20 protein-coding genes, 1 pseudogene and 1 riboswitch are annotated in these 25,094 nt (G+C 64.7%); of the genes and pseudogenes, 14 read left to right on the top strand and 7 right to left on the bottom strand.

Going from position 1 to position 25,094, the window contains the following annotated elements:
* Nucleotides 1-45: 45 nt before the first annotated feature.
* Entirely contained in the window at nucleotides 46-303 is a 258-nt protein-coding gene (locus J8G26_RS17220) for a hypothetical protein (protein ID WP_143218328.1), read from the bottom strand.
* A 15-nt stretch (nucleotides 304-318) separates the two neighbouring features.
* Nucleotides 319-3,060 carry a DUF349 domain-containing protein gene (locus J8G26_RS17215; RefSeq protein WP_210570439.1) on the bottom strand — a complete coding sequence of 914 codons (2,742 nt, stop codon included), beginning with the start codon at nucleotides 3,058-3,060 and terminating at the stop codon, nucleotides 319-321.
* Between the two features lie 964 nt (nucleotides 3,061-4,024).
* Here J8G26_RS17215 and J8G26_RS17210 point away from each other — a divergent pair.
* From J8G26_RS17210 to nrdR, 3 genes are all read left to right on the top strand, one after another.
* Nucleotides 4,025-4,867 (top strand): lytic transglycosylase domain-containing protein, encoded by an 843-nt coding sequence (locus tag J8G26_RS17210; RefSeq protein WP_087744769.1) that lies wholly within the window; start codon nucleotides 4,025-4,027, stop codon nucleotides 4,865-4,867.
* A 54-nt stretch (nucleotides 4,868-4,921) separates the two neighbouring features.
* Nucleotides 4,922-5,074: riboswitch (ZMP/ZTP riboswitch) on the top strand.
* A 31-nt stretch (nucleotides 5,075-5,105) separates the two neighbouring features.
* Nucleotides 5,106-6,350, top strand: coding sequence for a serine hydroxymethyltransferase (gene glyA / locus J8G26_RS17205; protein ID WP_210570437.1), 1,245 nt, complete (start codon nucleotides 5,106-5,108; stop codon nucleotides 6,348-6,350).
* 17 nt (nucleotides 6,351-6,367) lie between these two features.
* Nucleotides 6,368-6,817: a transcriptional regulator NrdR gene (gene nrdR / locus J8G26_RS17200; RefSeq protein WP_087744763.1), complete on the top strand. Its 450-nt coding sequence runs from the start codon at nucleotides 6,368-6,370 to the stop codon at nucleotides 6,815-6,817.
* Nucleotides 6,818-7,023: 206 nt separating this feature from the next.
* Here nrdR and J8G26_RS17195 read toward each other — a convergent pair whose 3' ends face one another.
* Nucleotides 7,024-8,769, bottom strand: a complete 1,746-nt coding sequence (locus J8G26_RS17195) for a bifunctional metallophosphatase/5'-nucleotidase (RefSeq protein ID WP_246881457.1) — start codon at nucleotides 8,767-8,769, stop codon at nucleotides 7,024-7,026.
* Between the two features lie 71 nt (nucleotides 8,770-8,840).
* Nucleotides 8,841-9,938: a chorismate synthase gene (aroC, locus tag J8G26_RS17190; protein ID WP_210570435.1), complete on the bottom strand. Its 1,098-nt coding sequence runs from the start codon at nucleotides 9,936-9,938 to the stop codon at nucleotides 8,841-8,843.
* Between the two features lie 259 nt (nucleotides 9,939-10,197).
* Here aroC and J8G26_RS17185 point away from each other — a divergent pair, with 259 nt between their 5' ends.
* Nucleotides 10,198-12,345, top strand: coding sequence for an EAL domain-containing protein (locus J8G26_RS17185; RefSeq protein ID WP_210570433.1), 2,148 nt, complete (start codon nucleotides 10,198-10,200; stop codon nucleotides 12,343-12,345).
* A gap of 57 nt (nucleotides 12,346-12,402) precedes the next feature.
* Here J8G26_RS17185 and J8G26_RS17180 read toward each other — a convergent pair whose 3' ends face one another.
* A complete protein-coding gene (locus J8G26_RS17180; RefSeq protein WP_087748210.1) occupies nucleotides 12,403-12,855 on the bottom strand; it encodes a CBS domain-containing protein in 453 nt (150 codons plus the stop codon).
* A gap of 96 nt (nucleotides 12,856-12,951) precedes the next feature.
* Here J8G26_RS17180 and J8G26_RS17175 point away from each other — a divergent pair, with 96 nt between their 5' ends.
* Together J8G26_RS17175 and J8G26_RS17170 are read left to right on the top strand one after the other, a co-directional pair.
* Entirely contained in the window at nucleotides 12,952-14,298 is a 1,347-nt protein-coding gene (locus tag J8G26_RS17175) for an O-acetylhomoserine aminocarboxypropyltransferase (RefSeq protein ID WP_210570431.1), read from the top strand.
* A gap of 2 nt (nucleotides 14,299-14,300) precedes the next feature.
* Entirely contained in the window at nucleotides 14,301-15,110 is an 810-nt protein-coding gene (locus J8G26_RS17170) for an alpha/beta hydrolase (protein WP_210570429.1), read from the top strand.
* A 62-nt stretch (nucleotides 15,111-15,172) separates the two neighbouring features.
* On the opposite strand, the gene J8G26_RS17165 is transcribed toward J8G26_RS17170, so the two are convergent.
* Entirely contained in the window at nucleotides 15,173-16,558 is a 1,386-nt protein-coding gene (locus J8G26_RS17165) for an FAD-binding oxidoreductase (RefSeq protein WP_210570427.1), read from the bottom strand.
* Between the two features lie 238 nt (nucleotides 16,559-16,796).
* The gene (locus J8G26_RS17160) at nucleotides 16,797-18,047 is read right to left on the bottom strand and encodes a YihY family inner membrane protein (RefSeq protein WP_210570425.1); all 1,251 of its coding nucleotides are present in this window, start codon (nucleotides 18,045-18,047) and stop codon (nucleotides 16,797-16,799) included.
* A gap of 157 nt (nucleotides 18,048-18,204) precedes the next feature.
* Here J8G26_RS17160 and J8G26_RS17155 point away from each other — a divergent pair, with 157 nt between their 5' ends.
* The 8 genes and pseudogenes from J8G26_RS17155 to J8G26_RS17120 all read left to right on the top strand — a co-directional run bounded on the left by J8G26_RS17155 (nucleotide 18,205) and on the right by J8G26_RS17120 (nucleotide 25,056).
* Nucleotides 18,205-18,630, top strand: coding sequence for a DUF2069 domain-containing protein (locus J8G26_RS17155; protein WP_210570417.1), 426 nt, complete (start codon nucleotides 18,205-18,207; stop codon nucleotides 18,628-18,630).
* Between the two features lie 61 nt (nucleotides 18,631-18,691).
* A complete protein-coding gene (locus J8G26_RS17150; protein WP_210570415.1) occupies nucleotides 18,692-20,113 on the top strand; it encodes an FAD-binding oxidoreductase in 1,422 nt (473 codons plus the stop codon).
* Nucleotides 20,110-21,174, top strand: a complete 1,065-nt coding sequence (locus tag J8G26_RS17145) for a metallophosphoesterase (RefSeq protein WP_210570412.1) — start codon at nucleotides 20,110-20,112, stop codon at nucleotides 21,172-21,174. Before J8G26_RS17150 ends, J8G26_RS17145 begins: the two co-directional genes overlap by 4 nt.
* Before the next feature lie 130 nt (nucleotides 21,175-21,304).
* Complete coding sequence (locus J8G26_RS17140; RefSeq protein WP_210570410.1) at nucleotides 21,305-22,150, top strand: thymidylate synthase; 846 nt, start codon at nucleotides 21,305-21,307, stop codon at nucleotides 22,148-22,150.
* A 10-nt stretch (nucleotides 22,151-22,160) separates the two neighbouring features.
* A complete protein-coding gene (locus J8G26_RS17135) occupies nucleotides 22,161-22,649 on the top strand; it encodes a dihydrofolate reductase (RefSeq protein WP_210570408.1) in 489 nt (162 codons plus the stop codon).
* Between the two features lie 25 nt (nucleotides 22,650-22,674).
* A pseudogene (locus J8G26_RS17130) lies at nucleotides 22,675-22,811 on the top strand (IS30 family transposase); the annotation flags it as partial.
* Between the two features lie 482 nt (nucleotides 22,812-23,293).
* Nucleotides 23,294-24,283 (top strand): hypothetical protein, encoded by a 990-nt coding sequence (locus tag J8G26_RS17125; RefSeq protein WP_210570407.1) that lies wholly within the window; start codon nucleotides 23,294-23,296, stop codon nucleotides 24,281-24,283.
* On the top strand, nucleotides 24,277-25,056 hold the full coding sequence (locus tag J8G26_RS17120; protein ID WP_246881455.1) for a hypothetical protein: 780 nt from the start codon (nucleotides 24,277-24,279) through the stop codon (nucleotides 25,054-25,056). Before J8G26_RS17125 ends, J8G26_RS17120 begins: the two co-directional genes overlap by 7 nt.
* Nucleotides 25,057-25,094: the final 38 nt, after the last annotated feature.

Here is a 25,094-nt window from a genome sequence, read left to right as displayed (position 1 = left end):
GAGTAACATCGTGGAGGTTCGAGTCCTCTCCTGGGCACCAAAATATTAAAAGCCGTTGCAATCGCAACGGCTTTTTTGCTTTCCGGAGCGGCAATCATCCAGCCCGGCCATGTCGGTTCCGACGAGCACATCCACCCCATCCGCCTCGGGAGCCGAGCGCCGCCAGGATAAGCCCCGGCTGAGCCGCAAGCTTGCTCGCAATATCCTTACCGGGGGATCGCCCCAGAAGTGCAGCAAACCGCAATCACGCCTGGACGCCACCGCAACCTCCACGTCCTTCATCTCAAAAGGACGTGGACTCATGCGGCGCTCATCCAATCACTTGCGCAGCAAGGTTTTCAGCACGTTCTGCAGACGGCGCGCGCTGGCGGCGTCACTGGCACTGGCCAGGACACGCGCAGTATCTTGCCCCCAGGTCTGGGCGGGCGCCGGATCGTTGCGGCGCGTGAGCAACTGCAATTGCAGCATCCGGCGCGCGCCGATGTGCTCTGCCGGGGTGGGCGCCTCGGCGGCCATTTCCAGGCGAAGCAAGGCCTCGGCAGCATCGCCTGTGGCGGGGGCAGAAAGCGCCTGCGACCAGGCACCACGCACAGCGGCCGTCACCCGGCCGCCCAGTTCCTGCGTACCGGGCAACAGCGCCGCATCGCGCTTTTCCCAGGCGGTCAACAACTGGGTCAGCGCTTCACCATGGGCCTGCGCAGCCAGCTTCTTGAGCGCCAGCTGTGCGTGCTCCATGGCGTCGCGCTGGGCACGGAAAGCCGTGTCACCCAGGCGCGGCCCGCGGTCTTCGTAAGTGGGGCGATCACCGAAGCGGCCGCCACGGTCATTGCGGTCGCCAAAATGGCTGTCTGCACGCGGGCCCCGACCGGCATCGCGATCACCCCGGCCATCGCGGCGATCGCCCGGACGCCCGCCACGACCTGGCGCTGCAGGCGCATCTTTCTTCATGCCGGGGCGGTCGTCGCCACGCACCGCCACCACCGGACGCACTGGCGGCTTGGGCGCGGCAGGTGCGGCGGTAGGCGCTTCTTGAGCGCCTTCATCAGCCACATCCGATGCTATATTTTCAATAGCTTCTTGCGCAGATGGGGCGGGCGCTTCAAGCTGATTTTGCGCATCTTTCTGCGCCGATGCCACGGCCTGCGCCGCCTGGGCCTGCCCGTGCAGCGCGGCTTCCAGCGCCTGCATGGCGGTGCGAATCTGCTGCGCGTCGCCCGTGGCGTTGGCGGCTTCCAGCGCCTTGGAGGCCTCCAGCACCACCCGGTCGCGTGCGCTCAGTTCGGTCACGGCCTTCTCGCGGTCTGCCGACTTGCGGTTGAAGGCTTCGTCAATCGGCTTGCGGAAGGCATCCCACAGCTTTTGCTCGTGCTTGCGGTCCAGCGGCACGGCCTGCGCCTCGGCCTGCCAGCGCTGCTGCAAGGTCTTCACGGCGTCAATGCGCAGCGTGGGCGCAGCGCCCAACGCCACTGCCTCGTCAATCATCGCGTGGCGACGGGCCAGGCTTTCTTTTTGCGCGTTCTCCAGCGGTGCGGCGGCAGCGGCAATGGCCTGCTTCCACAGCGGCTGCAGTTCGGCAAAGATCTTTTCGCCCACATGGCCGCCTTCACGCCAACGGTCGCCAAACTGGTGCAGTGCACGGTTGATGGCCTTCCAGTCGCCCGAGGCGGCATGCTCCTGCGCCCAGGCCTTGACCTCGTCAATCAGGGCCACGCGCTGGGCTTTGTGCTCGACCGCTTCGGTGCGGATCTTGTCGAGCCAGGCTTCCACCACCTTGTGCGCGGCGTTGCACGCCTCATCAAACTTTTTCCACAGCGCATGGTTGGGCGCACCGCCCTGGTCCGACTGCTTCCACTGCTCGCGCAACTGGCGCAGAGATTCCTGCATCTTGCGGCCACCCAGGGCCTGGCCATCGGGACGATGGAGCAGCCCCTCGGCCTTGGCGACCAGGTCTTCACGCACCTGGTCTGCACTCCAACGCTGCCAGCCCTCGAGTTCACCAGCGGCCACCAGCGCGGCGTGCACCTGGTGCTCCAGAGGCGTATCGATGTGCTTGCCATGCACCTTCAGCACCGCGCGCAGCGCTGCAGCGGCACCCGCGCTGGCTTTGCCGTGGCCTTCGGCGGTTTCCTTTTCCAGCGTCGCCAAGGCATCGCGCACGACTTGAGCGGCTTTTTCAACCACCTCAGGAGCCACCTTGGGCTTGACAGCGCGGGCGGGCTTGGCAGCGGCTGCAGCGGCCGCTGCTTCGGTCGGAAGTCCCCGCGCGGCACGCAGCTCATCGGCCCACACGGGCACAGAAGGCAGCGGCGCTGCGGCGTCCTCGGCCGCCGCGGCAGCTTGCGCCACGGCGGGCTGGAAAGCGTCCCACACCACCAGCAGTTGCGTGCGCGAGGCTTCCAGCAGCGGCGGAAAGCGTGCCTCCACGCTGGCCCAGCTGGCATCGCCGGTCAGCGCCTGGGCCTGCTCCTGCCAACGCGCAACGTCGGCACGCAGCAACTCGAGTGCGGCATGGGCGTCCTTCCATGGCTTGGTGGAAAGCACCTCGATGCGCTGCGCCAGCAGCACGGCGGCTTCCCGCTGCACCTGCACGCGGTGCTGCAGGTCTTCGATCACCTTGACCCGATCGGCCACCTGCACCTTGAGCAGCGACAGGGGTTGGCGCGACAGGGGTGCGCCCGCCTTGGCCGCATCACGCTGCCACGCCAGGGCATCGGCAATGTTGAGTTTGGGAGCAGCCAGCAATGCCTGGGCCTTCTCGGCCCACTCGGCCGCAATGGCCTCCTGGCCCTTGGCACGGCGGATTTCATCCAACCGCTCACGCACTGCGCGTGCTGCGCCCTTGTCACGCCCGCTCAGTTCCTTGAACACCTCTTGCAGCTGTTCGGGCGCCGGCTGGGACGCGAGCCAGTCACGAATTCTGGAAGCCCGCTCACTGGACGTGGCGGCCGAAAAAGCGCCACCAGTCAGTGCATCCAGCGGATGCGACTCTTGGGTTTTGGCCGGGGCCGGATTCACTTCAGGTGCGTCGGACATTTTGCTGCGAGAAAAAAAAGGAAACATGGATCCAATGGATGACGAGGGCCGTACAAGCTACTTTGGCAAGCGGGCCGCGGCGGCGACAGGCAATGCGCGCCTGCGGGTAAAAGTGCTATTTTCACCGGGTTCCAGCAAATGACCACGCCACGGTCTTGGCCACACATTCCAGGAAATGATCTGGCGCAAGCCGGTCAGGTCGGCTGACGCAGGCAGGTCAATTGATGGACTGCGTCTCCTGGCGCAACGAGGTACACCACAGAGAACCACCCCATTATCTCTATATATGTGCGCTACAGGCGCACAGACCCGTTCGCCCAGCCTGCCCGCAGACGCCCAGGACTGCCGCACCAACAAGAAAGCCCGGCGAACAGACCTCATGGTCTGCCCACCGGGCTTGACGGCTGACACAACGGTCTTTGCCATCATTTCGCAACCTGGAGATGAAGATCCACGTTGCGAGGAGACAAGGGATTGCCTCCAAGGCTTGCCATAAAAGCTGCATCTGCTGCACCGGGGCACTGCATGCCTTCGGCGGGAGACTTTGCCCAGTCTGGCGATGCCTGCATGCGCAGGCGAAGCAACCTTAGCAAATTCGCCGAACCGACTCAAATTGCATTCTCAATGGGCAGCAAGGCCGCGATTAAATTTGACATACGGGCGTCACAAAACACCCCCGCAACCACTCCGTGAAATTTCCAGAATTCAGCCATTCACTGGGTTTTTTCACATATTTATTATAATAAATAAGTATATAAACAAACATTGTTAGTATTGACTTGGCATTAAGTGAGCTTCTAGAATCCGCCAGCCCACAACAGGGCTGGTAAAAACCCCAACCCGCTGCCGAACCCGGCTAAGTCAATTCAATGCGTTGCGTCATGAACAAAGCAAAAAAATTGATGGCGTACCAATCCAGGTGAATCCCCGAACCGATGCCCGTCGTTGACGGCCGCATCGCCAGCAGGAGTCGCCTCAGAAAGGAAGAGCTATGACAGCGTCAGGAAAAATTGTCTCCGGCGTACGAACTTTCGTTGCCGACGTGACCGAAGGTTTCCTTGAAATCACCCACAACAGTTTTGCCCTCATCGGGCTGGCCGTTGCCTTTGTCGTTTTGACCCTCACTGCCCGCCCGGACCTGCGCCAGGCGGGTGAGGAGCAGCTGAGAGACTGGCTGCAGTCCCGCCAGGTCGCCCTGCTGGACATGCCCGTCGAGCTGGATGCCAGCGAGCGCGCCACCGCCAGCAACCCCAAGGACCTGCCCAAGGAGCAGGCTGCTGTGGCTTACTGGTTGAGCAAGAAGTACCGCGTTGCGCCAGAGCCCCTGAGCGCACTGGTGGCTGAAGCCTATGAGGCCGGTGCACGCACCAAGATAGATCCCACCCTGATCCTGGCCATCATGGCCATCGAATCAAGCTTCAACCCGTTTGCCCAAAGTGCGGTGGGGGCCCAGGGTCTGATGCAGGTCATGACGCGAATTCATACCGACAAGTATGAAAACTTTGGCGGCCATTTCGCGGCATTCGACCCGGTCACCAACCTGCGCGTCGGCGTGAAGGTGCTGCAGGAATGCATTGCGCGGGCTGGATCGGTCGAAGGCGGGCTGCGCTACTACGTGGGCGCGGCCAATCTGCCCGATGACGGCGGTTACACCGCCAAGGTGCTGGCCGAACATTTCCGGCTGCGCCAGGTCGCGGGTGGACGCTCCGCCCCCATGAACCCGCCCGCCACCCTGTCGACCCAGGCCCCGGCCCGCACCGTCCCCGTCACCACACCTGCCGCCGCCGTCGCCACCCCTGACGAGGCTGACGGCGACAAGATTGCCCTGCTTTAACCCCCCTGGCAACCAGCAGTCCGACGAGGCAATGGGGCGCCGGTCAGCTACACTAGGGGCGTACGCGACTGGCGATAGGCGCGGCTCCCACAAGGGTGCCGCCGCTGACGTGGAAACCGGCAAGGGCACGCCTCTTGTGAACCACTAGGGAGCGTGCCGCAAGGGTTCAAAACCTTCTGCGTTCCGCCGTTCGCCTGGGCAGCCCTTGTTTCAAGGGACATCAGTTCATAGGACTGCCATGTACCACCGCAATATTCTTGTCGAACAAACCGACCCCGAACTCTTTACTGCCATCCAGGCCGAAAACAAGCGCCAGGAAGAGCACATCGAGCTGATTGCCAGCGAAAACTACGCCTCGCCCGCCGTCATGTGGGCCCAGGGCACGCAGCTGACCAACAAGTACGCCGAAGGCTACCCCGGCAAGCGCTACTACGGCGGCTGCGAGCATGTAGACGTGGCCGAGCAACTGGCCATCGACCGCGTCAAGCAGATCTTCGGCGCCGAAGCCGCCAACGTACAGCCCCACTGCGGCGCATCTGCCAACGAGGCCGTGTTCCTGGCTTTCCTCAAGCCCGGCGACACCATCATGGGCATGAGCCTGGCAGAAGGCGGCCACCTGACGCACGGCATGCCGCTGAACATGTCGGGCAAGTGGTTCAACGTGGTCTCCTACGGCCTGGATGCCAACGAAGCCATCGACTACGAAGCGATGGAAAAGAAGGCCCACGAAACCAAGCCCAAGCTCATCATCGCCGGTGCCTCGGCCTACAGCCTGCACATCGACTTTGCGCGCTTTGCCAAGGTGGCCAAGGACGTGGGTGCGATCTTCATGGTGGACATGGCCCACTACGCGGGCCTGATCGCCGCCGGCGTGTACCCCAACCCCGTGCCCCACGCCGACGTGGTCACCTCCACCACGCACAAGAGCCTGCGCGGCCCCCGTGGCGGCATCATCCTGATGAAGGCCGAGCACGAAAAGGCTATCAACAGCGCCATCTTCCCCGGCCTGCAAGGTGGCCCGCTGATGCACGTGATCGCAGCCAAGGCCGTGGCCTTCAAGGAAGCTCTGCAGCCCGAATTCAAGGCCTATCAGGAGCAAGTAGCGAAGAACGCCAAGGTGGTGGCAGAGACGCTGACGGCTCGCGGCCTGCGCATCGTGAGCGGTGGCACGCAAAGCCATGTGATGCTGGTCGATCTGCGCGCCAAGGGCATCACCGGCAAGGAAGCCGAGGCCGTGCTGGGCGCCGCCCACATGACCATCAACAAGAACGCCATCCCCAACGACCCTGAAAAGCCGATGGTGACCAGCGGCGTGCGCATTGGCACCCCTGCCATGACCACGCGCGGCTTCAAGGAAGAAGAAGCGCGTATCACGGCCCACCTGATCGCCGACGTGCTGGACAACCCGCGCGACGAGGCCAACATCGCCGCCGTGCGCGCCAAGGTCAACGCGCTGACGGCACGTTTCCCGGTCTACGGTTAATCCCGGCGCATTGCCCCATGAAGTGTCCCTTCTGCAGCCACCTCGAAACGCAGGTCGTAGAGACCCGGGTGTCGGAGGACGGGGTCTTCATCCGCCGCAGGCGCCAGTGCGGCGCCTGCGAAAAGCGCTTCACCACCTACGAGCGGCCGGAAGTGAGCTTTCCGGCCATCGTCAAAAAGGATGGCCGCCGTATCGAGTACGAGCGCGGCAAGCTGCTCGCGTCGTTCAATCTGGCCCTGCGCAAGCGTCCGGTCAGCACCGTCCAGATCGACAGCGCCATCGAACGCATCGAGGAAAAGCTGCTGAACCTGGGCCAGCGCGAAGTGCTTTCCAGCCGCATTGGCGAACTGGTGATGCGCGAGCTCAAGAAGCTCGACAAGGTGGCCTACATCCGTTTTGCCAGCGTGTACCGCAGCTTCGAAGACATCGACGACTTCCGTGCGATGGTCGACGAGGTTCGCAAGTAAATTGAGCCAGATTTAGCACATTTTTGGCCCGCAGCGCTTATGCATCAAGCGCTATCAGCTATCAATCAAATAGCAATTTCTGACCGGAGCACGGTCGCCGGCAGGCCACATGGCGCAGAGGCAGCGGGCTTGCACCCGCAACAGTTCACTATCAAAAAAAGAGCTATCAGCGCTTGATGTACAAGCGCCAGAAGCATATTTGATGGCTATTTTTCTGGTTCCATGCCCTGCGCGCTGCGGGTGATGCGGTTCGTCGCCGGGGGTGCCACCGGGCTGTGGGCGCGGAAATAGGCCTCCAGCACGTCCAGGTCCTGGCCGCCGCCCAGCATGTCGGGCGCCTGCGCGAACACCGTGAAATTGTCGCCGCCGCCGGCCAGATAGTTGCTCATGGCGACGCGAACGCGGGTTTCGTCCCTCACTGGCTGGCCGTGCAACACCATATGGCTGATGCGCGCGCCGGCCGGTCGCGACAGATCGTAGGAATAGCCAAACCCCGCCGACACCGACAGCACGCGCGGCCGCTCTGGCGTATTGGTGCCACTGTGAAACTGCTGCTCCAGCGCCGCACGCAACTGGGCCCCTGTAAGGGGCTTGACCACAAGGTGGTTGCCAAAAGGTTGCACGGCAAACAGCTGCCCATAGCGCACCAGCCCGCGCTCGTCCGGCACCAGATCGGCACGCACACCACCAGGGTTCATGACGGACATCTGCGCCCCGCCCTGCGCTGGCAGGCGCGTGGCGGCCAACTGGGCATCGGCAATCAGGTTGCCCAGCGGGGATTCGAGGGACGGACCGGGTTGTCGCACGATGGCCCCCATGAGTTGCCCCACGGGCCGCTGGACCAGCGGCACGGCTGCCGCGCGGTAGGTGGAAACGATGTGCTGCACGCCAGGGTCGGCAGAAAACACGGGCACGACGGCTTTCGTGTCCACCCGGCCCTGCGGGCCCGTGAACCCTTCGCCCTGCACGATGACCTGGCGCGCCGCCTTGCGCAGCACGCGGCGGGTGCGGGTGTCCACGCGCAGGGCAATCTCGGTGACCAGCGTGCCATACAGGCCTGCGCTGGTCAGCAGAAACGGGCGCTGCGGGTTCACGCTGGCGTAGTCGCAAACATAGGCCCGGTGCGTGTGGCCCGAGACCACCACGTCCACGGCGGGGTCGAGCTGCTCAAGGATGGGGACGATGTCGCCGCTCAGCCCCGCGCAGCTGGTTTCGGTGATGCCTGCCGTGGTGCTGCCGCCCTCGTGGATCACCACCACGATCACATCGACGCCCTGAGCCCGCAGTTGCGGCACGAGCGCGTTGGCGGTGGCGGCCTCGTCCTCGAACCGCAACCCGGCCACGCCAGTGGGCGACACCATGGTGGGCGTGGCCTTGAGCGTGAGGCCAATGAACCCCACGGTGACTGTGGCACCCCCTTCATGAAAACGCTTGAGCCCCGTGGCAGGCAAGAGCGTCTGGCCATCCTCGCGCACGGTGTTGGCAGCCAGAAAGCCAAAGCGGGCCCCGTCAAAAGGCCGGGAAATCTGGCAGGGCGTGCGCACGGTGAACTGCTCGCAACCGCCGTGCTGCAGCCGCAGCAGCTCGCGCCAGCCGCGGTCGAATTCATGGTTGCCCACGGCGTTGAAATCAATCTGCATGCGGTTGACGGCCTCGACGGTGGGCTCGTCCAGAAACAGGGCCGAGGCCAGTGGCGAAGCCCCCACCATGTCGCCGGCGGACACCACCGCGTGGTGCGGATTGCGGGCCTTGAGCGCCGCAATGGCGCTGGCCAGATAGGCCGCGCCACCCGCCGGCACGGCCACAGCCCCCGCAGGCCCCGGCACGCTGACCGCCAGGCGTGGCGGTTCCAGGTGGCCGTGCAGGTCGTTGAAGCCGATCAGCGTGATGTCGATGTGCTGCGGCGCCGGTGCCACGGCAGTACAGCCTGCCAGGGCCGCCAACACACCCATGGCAGCGGCAGTGCGCACGCCCCGGCGCAACAACCACCGGGCCATCACGGGCAACCGGGCCACCTGAGTCCTTAAAGAATCGAAGCCCGGATGGGCGGCACGCCGGCCACCACATCGGCGCACTGGGCGCGGTGGCGCAGGGCGTGCTCCATGACCACCAGGGCCAGCAGCGCCTCGGCAATGGGTGCGGCGCGGATGCCCACGCAGGGGTCATGGCGGCCCTTGGTGACCACTTCGGCGCTCTGGCCGTGGATGTCGATCGACTCGCGCGGACTGATGATGGAGCTGGTGGGCTTGATGGCGATGCTCACTTCCAGGTCTTGCCCGGTGCTGATGCCTCCGAGCACACCACCCGCGTTGTTGCTGCGAAAGCCTTCCGAGCTCATGGAATCGCCATGCGTGGTGCCTCGCTGCGCCACGCTGGCGAAGCCGGCGCCAATCTCCACGCCCTTGACCGCGTTCAGGCCCATCATCGCGTAGGCGATATCGGCATCGAGCTTGTCATACAGCGGCTCGCCCAGCCCCACCGGCACGCCCGTGGCCTGCACGCGGATGCGGGCACCGCACGAATCCCCGGCCTTGCGCAGGGCGTCCATGTAGTCCTCGTACTGGGCCACGTCGGCCACGGGCGCAAAGAAGGGGTTGCTGTGCACATGCTCCCAGCTCTCGAACGGAATCGCCAGCTCGCCCAGTTGCGTCATGCAGGCACGGAACTGCACGCCATATTGCTGGGCCAGCCATTTCTTGGCCACCGCGCCAGCCGCCACCGTGGGCGCCGTGAGGCGGGCTGACGAGCGGCCGCCGCCGCGCGGATCGCGGATGCCGTATTTGTGCCAGTAGGTGTAGTCGGCATGGCCGGGGCGAAAGCTCTCGGCGATGTTGCTGTAGTCTTTGCTGCGCTGGTCGGTGTTGCGGATCAGCAGGGCAATGGGGGTGCCGGTGGTCTTGCCCTCGTACACGCCCGAGAGGATTTCGACCGCATCGGGTTCATTGCGCTGCGTGACATGGCGGCTGGTGCCGGGGCGGCGGCGGTCGAGGTCGGCCTGGATGTCGGCCTCGGCCAGCGGCATGCCGGGCGGGCAGCCGTCGATCACGCAGCCAATGGCCGGGCCGTGGGATTCACCAAAGTTGGTGACTGCGAATAGGGTGCCGAAAGTGTTGCCGCTCATGGTGCCGGATTATCCCAGAGCCTTAAGTACGGACGGCGCTTCCCCGGGGCTTTACCGCACTGCCGCATGACACACCGGGGTGACAAAGCACCTCGCCGTGAGCAAAAATCGTACAAGCTGGCGCCTTTATGCTTGGCAGCGCACTGCGGGCTTGCTAGCATCAACCATCGCTTTCTGATACCCCATGCCCGCTTTAGCGCCGCCCTCACCCGGTCCTGCATTGCCGAACCGTGCCTCGCCACCCGCCCCCGTGGCAGATATGCCACTTCGCCGGGCGCTGGATGCCAGCGACAACGCCATTGTTCTGACCGACAGCGACAAGCGCGTGGTCTACGTCAACGGAGGCTTCACGCGGCTGTTTGGTTATGAGCCCGATGAAGTATTGGGCAAGCTCCTGAGCGATGTACTGCTGGGCCCATACGCAAACCCGGATCTGCTCACGAACATCCGTGCCGACGTCCTGACACAAGGCCAGACACAAGGCCAGTTTCATACCGATACGCTGCTCTACGGCAAGACGGGGCAGCCACGGTGGGTGTCGCTAGTGATCAACGCCTCCAAGGAGGACGCCGGAGGTCCGGGGGGCAGCATCTCGATATTGACAGACATCACGCTCACGAAGATGCACGAGGTGCTGCAAACGCGCGTGCTCGAAGGCATGGTCAATGAACTGCCCCTGCCCGAGCTGATGACCCTGGCCTGCCGTGAGGTTGAACGCATTGCCCCCGAGGTCACGGCCACCATCCTGGCGGTGGACGCACAGGGTCTGCTGCACCCGTTGGCGGCGCCCAGCCTGCCTGCCACCATCAGCCGCGCACTGGATGGACAGCCCATTGGCCCCAAGGCAGGCTCGTGCGGCACGGCCGCTTTCCGCAACGCGCCCGTGGTCGTCACCGACATTGCATCAGACCCGCTGTGGGACGGCTACCGTGACCTGTTTGCGGACAGCGGGATGCGCGCCTGCTGGTCGAGCCCCATCCGCGACCACCGGGGCCAGCCGATCGGCACCTTTGCCTTTTATTTTCGCGAGCCCCGCGCGCCCGACGCGCTGCACCAGCGGCTGGTGGAGGTGTGCCTGCACCTGTGCGCGCTGGCCATTGAACGTGACAGCACGCACCAGCGCATCCACCAGCTGGCATTTTTTGACGTGCTGACCGGGTTGCCCAACCGCGCCCTCTTTCGCAGCAGCGCAGAGCGCGCCCTGGCCGACCTTCAGAAAAAAGGCCGTCCGGGCGCCCTGCTATTTGTGGACCTGGACCGGTTCAAGCAGGTCAACGACACCCAAGGGCACGCCGCAGGCGACGTACTGCTGAGCGAAGTGGCCAAGCGCCTGACGCAAGGCCTGCGTGCCCGCGATCTGATCGCCCGCCTGTCGGGCGACGAATTTGTGCTGCTGTTGTCCGAGTGCACCACCGAACAGGCGGTGCAAAGCGCCCACCGCGTGCTGCACGATATCGCCCAGCCGCTAGACATCCTGGGGCAGACCCATGTGCCCCACGCCAGCATCGGCATTGCGATGTTTCCGAACGATGGTGACACCATCGACACGCTGCTACGCCATGCCGACCAGGCCATGCACCAGGCCAAGAGCGACCACCGGCACAGCATGCAGCTGTTCAGTGCCGAGATGAACCGCCGCGTGCAGGAACGCGCCTCGCTGGAGCGCGCGTTGCAGCAGGCGCTGGCCGAACGCAGCCTCACGTTGCACTACCAGCCCCAGGTGCTCAGCAGCTCGCCCGGCACACTGCATGGCGTGGAAGCCCTGGCGCGCTGGAACCACCCGCAGTGGGGCATGGTGCCGCCGTCGCAGTTCATCCCTGTGGCCGAGGACGCCGGGCTGATCCATGAGTTGACCTTGTGGTTGCTGGATGAAGCCTGCCGGCAGCTGGCGGCCTGGCGCTCTGCAGGCCATGACGTGCCCTGCGTGGCCGTCAACCTGTCGGGCCGCAGCTTCCACCGGCCCGAGTTTGCCCAGGAGATCAGCGATGCACTGGAGCGCCATGGCCTGCGCACCAGCGACGTGCTGCTGGAGATCACCGAGAGCGTGATGATGGATGCGCGGCCGGTCACGCTGCAAAACATCAAGGCGCTGCACCACAAGGACTTCAAGCTGTCGCTCGATGACTTTGGCACCGGCTACTCCAGCCTGAGCTATCTGCACCGCCTGCCCATCAGCGAGCTCAAGCTCGACATGGCCTTTGTGCAGGACCTGACCACCAGCGCCACGGCGCGCGCCCTCACGGTGTCGGTGCTGAGCATTGCGCACAGCCTGGGCATGGTGGTAGTGGCCGAGGGCGTTGAGACCACCGGCCAGCAGCAGTGGCTGCAGGCCCACGGCTGTCCGGTGATGCAGGGCTACCTGTTTGGCAAGCCGCTGCCGCCCGATGAGATTGAAGCCTGGCTCTGAGCAAAGGCGACAGAGCTGCGCTGAGAACAACGCCCGGAATCGCGGGCGACGCGGCGGTCAGCCGCTACGGGACTCGTCTTCCGGCCAGTCGCGGATGTAGGCCTTGAGCATTTTGTTCTCGAAATTCTGGGCGTCCACCACGGCCTTGGCCACGTCATAAAAGCTGATCACACCCATCAGCATCTTGCGGTCCATCACGGGCATGTAGCGCGCGTGGCGGTCCAGCATCATGCGGCGCACCTCGTCCATGTCGGTTTCGAGCGTGCAGGTCAGGGGATGGTCGTCCATGGCCGAGCGGACCAGCATGGCGCCCACGCTGCCACCGTTGCGCACGGTTGCCTGGATCACTTCGCGGAAGGTGAGCATGCCCACCAGGTCGCCCAACTCCATCACCACCAGCGAACCAATGTCTTTTTCCGCCATCACGCTCAAGGCAACGGCGATGGGTTCGTCCGGTGTCACGGTGTAGAGTGTGTTTCCTTTGACGCGAAGGATGTCGCTGACTTTCATGGTTTTGTCTCCGAGGGCGCGCTGGGCGCAACAGGCTGGTTCACGGCAAATATAGCCCACAATGCCCGCCTGCATTGACAACATGGGAGACACAAGATGCCCGGTTACTCCGACCCCGGCTTTGACACGCTGGCGCTGCACGCAGGCGCCAGCCCCGACCCCGCCACCGGCGCGCGTGCCGTGCCCATCCACCTGACGACCTCGTTCGTCTTTGAATCAAGCGACCATGCCGCTTCGCTGTTCAACCTCGAACGTCCAGGCCATGTGTACAGCCGCATCAGCAACCCAACCAACGCGGTGCTGGAGCAGCGCGTTGCGGCGCTGGAGGGCGGCGTGGGCGCGATTGCCGTGGCCAGCGGCCAGGCCGCGCTGCACCTGGCCATCGCCACGCTGATGGGCGCGGGCAGCCACATCGTGGCCAGCACGGCACTGTATGGTGGCTCGCAAAACCTGCTGCACTACACGCTGGCACGCTTTGGCATAGCGACCACCTTTGTCAAGCCCGGCGACATCAACGGCTGGCGCGCCGCCGTGCGCCCCAACACCAAGCTGTTCTTTGGCGAAACCGTGGGCAACCCGGGCCTGGATGTGCTGGACATCCCCACCGTGTCTTCCATCGCCCACGAGGCCGGCGTGCCCCTGCTGGTGGACTCCACCCTCACCTCCCCCTGGCTCATCAAGCCGTTCGAGCATGGCGCCGACCTGGTCTACCACTCGGCCACCAAATTCCTCTCGGGCCACGGCACCGTGGTCGGCGGCATCGTGGTGGATGGCGGCAGTTTTGACTGGGACGGCCCGAAATCCGCGGATAAGTTTGCCGAGTTGACCCAGCCCTACGACGGTTTTCACAACATGGTGTTCACCGAAGAAAGCACCGTGGGCGCCTTTTTGCTGCGCGCCCGCCGCGAGGGCCTGCGCGACTTTGGCGCCTGCATGAGCCCGCACACGGCCTGGCTCATCCTGCAGGGCATCGAAACCCTGCCCTTGCGCATGGAACGCCACATGCGCAACACGGAAAAGGTGGTGGAGTTCCTGGCCGCGCAGCCCTTTGTGTCGCGGGTGGGCCACCCCATGCTGGCATCGCATCCCAGCCATGCGCTGGCGCAAAAGCTGCTGCCGCGTGGGGCGGGCTCGGTGTTCAGCTTCGACCTCAAGGGCAACCGCGAGCAGGGCAAGAAGTTCATCGAAACCCTCAAGGTCTTCAGCCACCTGGCCAACGTGGGCGACTGCCGCAGCCTCGTGATCCACCCGGCCAGCACCACGCATTTCCGCATGACCGACGAAGCCCTTGCCAACGCCGGCATCAGCCAGGGCACGATCCGGCTGTCCATTGGCCTCGAAGACGCCGACGACCTGATCGACGATCTGAAGCGCGCCCTGAAAGCGGCTGAAAAAGCTGCCGAGAAAGCGCCTGTGCTGAGCCAAGTCGAAGGGGGGACCTGACCATGCACGTCCAAGTCAACGGCAACCCGACTTATTGCTACACCGGCGGCAAGGCCTTCGACGCCGCCAAGCCCACTGTGGTGCTCATCCATGGCGTACTCAACGACCACAGCGTGTGGGCCCTGCAAAGCCGCTACCTGGCCAACCACGGCTGGAACGTGCTGGCCATCGACCTGCCCGGCCACTGCCGCAGCGGCGGCGATGCCCCGGCCAGTGTTGAGCAAGGCGCTGCTTTTGTGGCGACGCTGCTTGATGCCCTGGGCATTGAGCGCGCCGCTCTGGTGGGCCACAGCTGGGGCTCACTGATTGCGCTGGAAGCAGCCGCGCAAATGGGCCCGCGCGTGAGCCACCTGGTGCTGGTGGGAACGGCCTCCCCGATGAAGGTGTCGCCAGCCCTCATCGAATCGGCATTGAACGAGCCAGAGAAAGCGCTGCGCATGGTCAACGTGTTCTCGCGCAGCACGCTGGCGCCACCCTCGGGTGCGGGCTTCTGGGTGTATGGCGCGGGCATGGCGCTGGGCCGCAAGGTGCTGCGCAGCAACCCGCAGGTCAACCTGTTCCACCGCGGCTTCGTGGCCTGCGACAGTTATGCCAACGGCGAGCAGGCCATGGCCCAGGTGCAGTGCCCGGTACTGTTCGCACTGGGGGCGCAAGACCAGATGACACCCCCCAAGGCCGCGCAGGGCCTGATCGCCATTGCCCGCAACGCGGGCAAGTCCGTGCAGGTGGTCAACCTACCGGTTGGGCACAACCAGATGACCGAGGCCCCCGACGGCACACTGATGGCCATTCGGGATTTTTTGAACGCATGAGCATGCCACCTGTTTGATCCCAAAGCAGCTTTTTTGCCGACCTGCCCCAGCAAGGGTCGCGGTCAGGCGGGTCGGATATTCTGGTTGGTGCTGAACAGGTTGGCTGGGTCGTACTGGCGCTTGATCTGCGCCAGCCGCGCGTAGTTCTGGCCGTAGGCCGCCTTCACCCGGTCGCTCTCGTCGTCGGTCAGAAAATTGACATAGACACCGCCGCTGGCATAGGGCGCCGACGCCTTGAAGAAGTCGCGCGCCCAGCCCATGCAGCGCGCGTCATCGGCCGGGTCGTCCCAGCGGCCGTGCACATTCATGACGAAGCGGGCGTCCCGGTGGGCATAGGCGGCGGCATCGGGCGCTGGCCGGGTGGTGGCGCCGCCAATGGCCCCGAAAAATATCTCGCACTGGGGCGATGGCAAGGTTGCGATGTAGTCAATGACTGCATCGAACAGACCGTCCTTGAGTTCCGAAAAATTGTGCGATTTCCAGTAGTTGCGTGCACCGGGTGTGAGCAGCGGATCAAAGGCTTTCTGCCAGGCCACGTAGGGCATCACATCGACATGGGTGCCGGCCGGCGTGCCAAAGCGGTACAGCGGCTCGACCAGCGCTTTTCCCTGCGCCGGGTCGCCGGTGTAGAGCAGCGCCAGCACGATGACCTCTTGGCCATGCACGCTTTCAGGCAGGAACGGCAGCGGCGGCGCCTTGCGCAAAACCACCCAGACCGACAGTTCATCAGGCGCCTTGTCCATGAATTCGCGGTACTGCTGCAGCACCTGTTTGGCCTCGGCCATCGGAAACACGATCAGCCCAGCCAGCAGGTTCGGGCCCACGGGATGCAGCCGGAACCCGAAACGGGTCACCACCCCGAAATTGCCGCTGCCGCCGCGCAGCGCCCAGAACAGGTCCGGATGCTCGGTGGCGCTGGCATGCAGCACCTCGCCCGCCGCCGTCACCACTTCGGCCGATTCGAGGTTGTCGATGCTCATGCCGTATTGGCGGCTGAGCCAGCCAAAACCGCCGCCCAGCGTGAGGCCGGCGACGCCGGTGGTGGAGTTGATCCCGAGCGGCGTCGCCAGGCCATGGGCCTGGGTGGCGGCGTCAAAATCCGCCAAAGTGGCACCGCCTTCAATGGTGATGCGCCGCGCATCGGCATCCACCTGTGCGGCTTTCATCTGCGAAAGATCGATGACGATACCGTCGTCGCACAGCGCGCTGCCGGCAATGTTGTGCCCGCCACCGCGCACCGCCAGTGGAAGGCCCTGGTCTCGCGCAAAATTCACCGCATGAACCACATCCAGAGTGGTGGTGCAGCAAACGATGGCTGCAGGGTGCTTGTCGATCATCCCGTTCCAGACCTTGCGCGCGGTGTCATAGGCAGGGTCACCCGCAAGAATGACCGTTCCCTGAAGCCCCGCTTTCAACGCCTCGGCCTGCCTGGCTTGCAAATTTTTCATGGTCTTCTCCTTTGCTGCGGCGGAATTCGCCCCTTGCACAAAGGATGGAGAAAGACCGACCGGTCACTCCTGATCCGTTGCGTGAGAAATTGACCGCTGGTGCGGTTTAGCACCACGCCGCAGCCCTTGCAAGGCACGCTGCCATCTGGAATAAAGACTTACTCTTCACTTACCAGCAGCTGCGCAACGAGACCAGCCGCAAATCACCATCCAGCGCTTTTCTCACAAGCGCCAGCAGCTATTCTTTTTGGAGCAAATCCGACAGATGCAATTGCGCCAGCCCGGCGCTGCCCCACAGCGGCGCCAGGCTGGCGGAGCGGTCCAGCAACAGGCGCTGCAGCAGGGGCTCCAGCAGGGTTCTGTCGGGGTCGGCCAGCAGCACATAGCGCGGCTCGGGGTCGTCGGCAGCGCTCTGCGCCGGGTCGTTGGTGCGCCCCACCCAGTCGAGCGCCGTCAGGGTATCGAGCACCGGCGCCAGTTGCAGCACGTCCACGCGCAGCAGCTGCGCCAGCTGGCTGGCACGCAAGCCCTTGCCGATGTGGCGGCGCGCGCGCTGCAGCTCCTGCAGCGCCTCTACCGCCAATTGAAAAGTCCAGCCCGGCACCGTGCCGCGCCGCGCCACGCCGGCCAGCAGGCTGGGCAGATAGGCCGTGACCACCGCCCCCAGCAGCACGATGACCCACGCCACATAGATCCACACCAGCAAGATGGGCAGCGTGGCAAAGGTGCCATACACCACCGAATAGGTCGGCACCTTGCCCAGGTAAAGGGCCAGCACCTTCTTGGCCAGTTCGATGCACACGGCCACGAACAGGCCGCCCGCCCAGGCGTGGCGCCACTTCACGGGCGTGTTGGGCACATAGTGGTACAGCGCCGCCATGCCAGCGGCCAGCACCAAAAATTCGATGGAATCGAACAGCAGGCGCACGCCATCGGGCACGGCCCGCACCAGCCCGCCCGAGGCCGACATCACATACGAGGTGAGCGCCAGGCTGGCGCCCAGCACCACCGGCCCCAGCGTGATCGCGGCCCAGTAGATCAGCACCCGCTGCCCCAGCGGCCGCAGGCGCCGCACGCGCCAGATGTTGTTGAGGGTGCGGTCGATGGTCAAAATCAGCGCCAGCGCCGTCACCAGCAAGATGCTGAAACCCGCCACCCCCAGCCGGCTGGCCTGGGCCGCGAACTGCGTGAGGTAGCCCAGCACCTGGCGCGAAATGCTGTCAGGCACCAGGCTGTCCACCAGCCAGCGCTGCAGCACGCCCTGCAGCTCGCCAAAGATAGGAAACGCCGTGAACAAGGCCAGCGCCACGGTCACAAAAGGCACCAGGGCCAGCACGGTGGTGAACGTGAGGCTGCTGGCCGTCAGGCCCAGGCGGTCTTCACGAAAGCGCTCGCGCAGCGTCTGGGCGGTGGTTTGCCAGGGGAAGTGCGACAGCTCGGTCAGCAACGCCTGCAGGCGCTGAACTATGGTCTGTGGGGTCAGGGACATGGCCGATATGATCCTATGCCCGGCCACGGACCACGGGATGGCTTTGATAACGCTGCATGGATGCTGACTGTTTGTGCTGGATCAAGCGCGCATTGTGGGCCCAACCGCCCGGCGGGTGCGCAGCCCGCACCGCCCCTTTATATCGACAACACACTCCATGAATCCATCCCACACCTCGCCTGGCAACGCCGTTGCCGCCACCCGCTGGCTGGCCGCTGGCAGCCTGCTGGCGCTGATTGCCCTGTGCCTGGCCTGGGAGCTGGTGCTGGCCCCGCTGCGCCCCGGCGGCTCGTGGCTGGCGCTCAAGGCGCTGCCGCTGTGCATTCCGCTGGCGGGCATCCTCAAAAACCGCATGTACACCTACCGCTGGGTCAGCCTGGTGATCTGGCTGTATTTCATCGAGGGCGTGGTGCGCGCCTGGGGCGATGCCCCGCCGGGCGCATGGCTGGCCGGCGCCGAGATCGTGCTGTGCGTGGTGCTGTTCACGGCCTGCACGCTGCATGTGCGGCTGCGCCAGCGCAACGCCCGGGCCCAGGCACAGCCACAGGCCGCCGCAGACAGCGCCACCGCGGTTTCGCCGTAGCGCGCCACAGGCACAACGCCGGCCATCACCGCCCTGTTCACTGTTTACCTGAAAGACCAGCATGTCCACCTTGCTTGACACCTTACGGCGCATTGTGGGCGCCACCCATGTCCTGACCGACGGCGACCTCAGCGCCTGGGAGCAGGACTGGCGCCGCCGCGAGCGCGGCAAGGCGCTGGCCGTGGTGCGCCCCGGCAACACCGGCGAAGTCGCAGCCGTGGTGCGCGCCTGCGCCGCTGCGGGCACAGCCATCGTGCCGCAGGGCGGCAACACCGGCCTGGCCGTGGGCTCGACGCCCGACACCTCGGGCACGCAGGTGGTGCTGAGCCTGGCGCGCATGAACGCCGTGCGCGCCCTCGACAAGGACAACCTCACCATGACGGTAGAGGCCGGCTGCATCCTGCAGAACGTGCAGGACGCGGCCGACCAGGCGGGCCTGCTGTTCCCCCTGTCGCTGGCGGCCGAGGGCAGCTGCACCATTGGCGGCAACCTGGGCACCAATGCCGGCGGCACGCAGGTGGTGCGCTATGGCAATGCACGCGACCTGTGCCTGGGCCTCGAAGTGGTCACGCCCCAGGGCGAGGTGTGGAACGGCCTCAAGGGCCTGCGCAAGGACAACACGGGCTACGACCTGCGCAACCTGTTCATTGGCAGCGAAGGCACGCTGGGCGTCATCACCGCCGCCACGCTCAAGCTCTATCCCAAGCCAGCAGCGCAGCTCACGGCCTGGGCCGCCGTGCCCTCGATGGAACATGCGGTGGCGCTGCTGGGCCTGGCGCACCAGCACCTGGGCGCGGGGCTCACGGGCTTTGAGGTGATGGGCCAGTTTGCGCTGAGCCTGGTGGGCAAGCACATGCCGCAACTGCGCGTGCCCTTCCTGGGGGATGTGCATGCGCCGTGGGGCGTGCTGCTCGAAAACTCCGACAGCGAATCCGAGGACCACGCCCGCGCGCGCTTCGAGGCACTGCTCGAAACCGCCTTCGAGGCCGGCTGCGTGACCGATGCCGTGGTGGCAGAAAACCTCTCGCAGGCGCACAACCTGTGGCACATCCGCGAGAGCATTCCGCTGGCGCAGGCCGAAGAGGGGCTGAACATCAAGCACGACATCTCGGTGCCCATTTCGCGCATCCCGGCGTTTGTCGAATATGCCGACGCCCTGCTGGTGCGCGAGATTCCCGGCGTGCGCCTGGTCAACTTCGGCCACCTGGGCGATGGCAACCTGCACTACAACGTGCAGGCCCCCGTGGATGGCGACCCCAAGGTGTTCCTGCGCGAGCAAGAGGCGCATGTCAACCACCTGGTGTACGAAGCCGTGGCGCAATTCGGCGGCTCGTTCTCGGCCGAGCACGGCATTGGTGCGCTCAAGGTGGACAAGCTCGAAAAATACCAGTCGCCCACGGCGCTGGCGATGATGCGAGCCATCAAGGCGGCGCTGGATCCGCAGGGCATCATGAACCCGGGGCGGGTGCTGGGCGCCGCATGAGCCTCATCCAGGCCCTGCCGCCAGGGGCGCTCGACATCGTCGGCGACATCCATGGCGAAATCGACGCACTAGAGCAATTGCTGGCCCATCTGGGCTACGACGCCCTGGGCCGGCACCGCAATGGCCGCACGCTGGTCTTTGTGGGTGACTTCTGCGACCGGGGCCCCGACAGCCCCGCCGTGCTGGCGCGGGTGGCGCAGCTGGTGGCCAGCGGCCGCGCCGTGGCCGTGATCGGCAACCACGAGATCAACCTGCTGCGCAACGACGCCAAGGACGGCGCCGGGTGGTACTTTGACGCGCGCCTGGATTCCGACGAGGGCAAATACGCGCCCTTTGCCCGCCCCACGGCCAGCGAGCGCGCGGCCATCATCGCCTTTCTGGGCACGCTGCCGGTAGCGCTGGAGCGGCCCGACCTGCGCATCGTGCACGCCGCCTGGCTGCCCGCCCAGATCGCCGCCGCGCGCCAGTTGGCCGCTGGCAGCGTCCGCGCCGAATACGACCACTGGGAAGCCGAGGTGCGCCGGCAGGCACAAGACGGCACGCTGGCCCGGCGCATGGCCGCCGAGCGCCAGCAGTGGCCGCACGACCTGGAAGACCCCCTGCACAAGCCGCCATTTCTGCAGGCCCACGCCGACAACGAACTGCTCAAGGCCATGCTGAACCCGCTCAAGGTGCTGACCGCGGGGGTTGAACGCCAAGGCACCGACCCCTTCCATGCCGGCGGCAAATGGCGCTTTGTCGAGCGCATCGCCTGGTGGGACAGCTACACCGACGCCACCCCCGTGGTGGTGGGCCACTACTGGCGGCGCCCTGTGGTGCCCGCGCCGCACACCCTCACGCACGAAGAAGAAAGCCTGTTCAGCAACACGCCGCCCTTTGCCTGGCACGGCCAGCGCCACAACGTCTTTTGCGTGGACTATTCGGTCGGCGGGCGCTGGCGGGCCCGCAAGGCCGGCACGCCCCACGACCCGCAATACCGGCTGGCCGCCCTGCGCTGGCCCGAACGCACGCTGCTGTTCGAGGACGGTGCACAGGTGCCCACCACGGGGTTTGGCGCCTGATCCCTCCCGGCCAGCCCCGCCATCCCGCAGCCACAGCACCGGCCCCGACCATCGGTGGCACACTATCGGGCCCGGCGCCACGGCACGCCGACGCCCCTTGTCAAACGCTTCCAACGCCTGCTTTTCCCCCATGACTTCCGCCCCTCCTCCGCGCCCCGTCCGCTCGCAATACGAAGATTTCATGCGCCATGTGTTCACCCACGGGGTCTCCAAGGCGGACCGCACGGGCACCGGCACCCAAAGCGTGTTTGGCCACCAGATGCGCTTTGACCTGCGCGAGGGCTTTCCCCTGGTCACCACGAAAAAGGTGCACCTCAAGTCCATCATCGTGGAGCTGCTGTGGTTCCTCACCGGCTCCAGCAGCAACCACTGGCTCAAAGAGCGCGGCGTCACCATCTGGGACGAATGGGCGCGCCCCGATGGCGACCTCGGCCCGGTGTATGGCGTGCAGTGGCGCAGCTGGCCCACGCCCGACGGCGGCCACATCGACCAGATCAGTCAGTTGATCGACACCCTCAAGACCAACCCCGACTCGCGCCGCATCATCGTGAGCAGCTGGAACGTGGCCGAGCTGCACAAGATGGCGCTGATGCCCTGCCATGCGTTCTTCCAGTTCTATGTGGCGCCCGCCACCACGCCCGGCGGCAAAGGCCAGCTTTCCTGCCAGCTTTACCAGCGCAGCGCCGACATCTTTCTGGGCGTGCCCTTCAACATCGCCAGCTACGCGCTGCTCACACACATGGTGGCGCAGCAGTGCGACCTGGAGGTGGGCGATTTCATCTGGACGGGCGGCGACTGCCACATCTACAGCAACCACACCGAACAGGTGCAGACACAGCTGGCGCGCACGCCCTACCCCTATCCGGTGCTGAACATCAAGCGCCGGCCCGCCAGCATCTTCGACTACCAGTTGGAAGACTTTGAAGTGCAGGACTACCAGTGCCACCCCGCCATCAAGGCACCCGTGGCGGTGTGAGGAAGCGCGCATGGAAGTGGCACTGATCTACGCACGCGCCGCCAATGGCGTCATCGGCCGGGACGGCTCCATGCCCTGGCATTTGCCGGAAGACCTGGCGCATTTCAAACGGCTGACGCTGGGGCATCCGGTAATCATGGGGCGCAAGACCTGGGATTCACTGCCCGAGCGCTTTCGCCCCTTGCCGGGGCGCACCAACATCGTCATCACACGCCAGCCCGATTGGCATCAAAATGGCGTGCAGCGCGCATCCAGCCTGCGCGAGGCGCTACAGTTTTGTGCATCGTCCGACACCGTGTGGGTGATGGGCGGCGCGCAAATCTACGCCCAGGCATTGCCGCTGGCCCACCGCGTCGAAGTCACCGAGATTGCACAAATTTTTGACGGCGACGCCCATGCGCCAGTACTTGGCCCCGAATGGGTAGAGGCCGCCCGCGAGAACCACACCAGTGCCAGCGGGCTGCCGTTCAGCTTTGTCAGCTACGTGCATGCGGCCTGAGCGCGCCGCACATCCCAGTCGTTCACTCAGTGAGAAAACGGGCATTGCCGTGTACTTCTGCGATCCGCACAGCCCTGGCAAAGAGGCTCCAACGAGAACATGAATGGCCTGGTGCGCCAGTACCTGCGCAAGGGGAAGGACCTGAGCATCTACAGCCAGGAGCACTCCACTCTCATTCACTGAAATCCAGGGCGTTGCACTTCACTTTTGAATCCGCCCGTCTTGCTGCCCCAGGCCAACTGCGACTGCAGGTGGCTGCGTATCGGGCCTCTGGTCAGAAGGCTCGTGCATGGGCCCAGGCCAGCGGGGTGTCAGTTGCGACACTGCAAAGCTGGTGCACCAGGCTTCTCGGGTCGGCTCAGAGTCTGAGAGTTTTTCAGCCGTGCCCGAAAGGCGCGTCAAAACGCGCCGGGTCTAGGCGCAAAACACAGCCATAGCGCGGGCTATGGCGAGTATTTGCAACGACGAGCCGGTGTGTTTTGGCGTGCAAGGCGGGCATGGATGAAAGACTCTCAGCCTCTCAGATGGGCGACAGGTCCTGATCCATCACCTTGCCGATGGCTGGCGATTAACAATAACTGCTGTTTGCACGATAACACCAACAATGTTATTGTGCGATCATTAAGTTATGAATCCTCATTGTCGTGCCCGCCCTTGCCACCAGCGCTCTGAACTACCTGCATGAAACCCTCGGCGTTTCCACGTCGGGCCATGGGCCGTGGGCGAGCCTGGAGAGCCTGCCCTATTTTTTGCGGGACGCCTTCGATTTCGGGCAATTGGACATCCTTGGCCACACGGTCTTGCTGGCCCTGGAGCGAAATCCAGACCAACCGTCCATTGGCGATATCCGCAATCGCTTGGACAAGTTGAGGTCGCTGACAGGACAGCCCGTGGTCTATGTGACTGAAGCACTTGCCTCCTACGAACGCAAACGCCTGATCACGCAAAAAGTGCCATTCATTGTTCCCGGCAACCAACTCTACCTGCCCGACCTGGGGCTGGACCTGCGCGAATATTTTCGCCAGCGCCCCAACTCGGCGGACGTTCCGCTCAGTCCTTCAGCCCAGGCCATGTTGATCACCGCCTTGCTGCGTCCTCGCTGGGAGGCCGAATGGCATCCTGCAGAGACAGCCGCCACTCTTGCCTACACCCCTATGACGCTCTCGCGCGCCGTGCGGGAGCTGGTGGCGGCAGGACTCGCGCAGGCACACAAGGCCGGCCGATCCCAGTATCTGAGCATGATGCACCCTCCGCGTGAGACTTGGGAACAAGCACAGCCCCTGCTGCGCAGTCCCGTGCAGCGCACCATCTGGACAACCGCGCCGACACGGACGGAACTGCCCGTGCGCGTGGCCGGCCTGAGCGCGCTCGCGCGCTTCTCGATGCTCACGGAACCCAAATCGCCGGTATTCGCCGTGAACCGCAGCGCATGGCAGGCACTGAAAGCAGATATCGTCGAACTTCCGCAAGCCGAGCCAGGTGCATGCGAATGGCAGTTGTGGAACTACACCCCGACGCTACAGCCGGACAGCGACATGGTGGACCCCCTCTCGCTCATGCTGAGCTTGCGGGGCAGCACCGATGAACGTGTCCAAAGCGCACTGGATGAACTGAAAGAGCAATTGCCATGGTGAAGGGGCTGGATGTTTTTCGGGCATGGTTTGCCGACTACCCGGACCAGTACCTCCTGATCGGCGGCACTGCGGCCACCTTGGCAATGGAAGAGGCAGGGCTGAACTTTCGCGCCACCAAGGACCTGGATGTCGTCCTGCATGTGGAAGCGCTGACGCCGGCATTCGGCGAAACCTTCTGGAGGTTCATCGAAGCGGGCGGCTATGAGATCCGGCAGGCCAGCGACACAGGTAGGCCGGCCTTCTACCGTTTTCAGAAGCCGACCGACAACAGCTTTCCGGTCATGGTCGAACTGTTCTCCCGTGCGCCCGACAGCCTGCGGCCCATCGAGAACGGACAGCTCACCCCTATCCCTTTCGACGAAGCAGTTTCAAGCCTATCGGCCATCTTGCTCGATGACGCCTACTACGCATTCATCATCGCCGGCCGCCGCGAGATGGATGGCTTGCCCTGGGTCGGCGAGGATCGCCTGATTCCATTGAAAGCCATAGCCTGGCTGGACCTGAGCGCACGCCGGGAACAGGGCGAGCAGGTGGATGCCAGGAACATCCGCAAGCATGCCAACGATGTCCTGCGACTTTCGCAATTACTCGCCCCTGCAACGCGCATCCCTCTCGAAGCGAAAATCGCCGATGACATGAGAAGATTTTTGGATGCAGCGGTAGCCGATGACTCTCTCGACCCCAAGGCCCTGGGGCTCGGCCGGGCACCCCTCACCGATTTTCTGGACCGGATCGCACAGGCCTATGGACTCCAGGATGGAGAGGCCCCGTGATTCGGCTTGATGGTCGCAAGGGCAGAAGTGCAAATTGC

This window comes from Acidovorax sp. JG5 (assembly GCF_017939685.1).
In the GTDB taxonomy this organism is placed as follows: Bacteria; Pseudomonadota; Gammaproteobacteria; order Burkholderiales; family Burkholderiaceae_C; genus Acidovorax.
The sequence above is the reverse complement of the archived record's forward strand: the minus strand, read 5'-3'. Positions and strand labels throughout refer to the sequence as shown.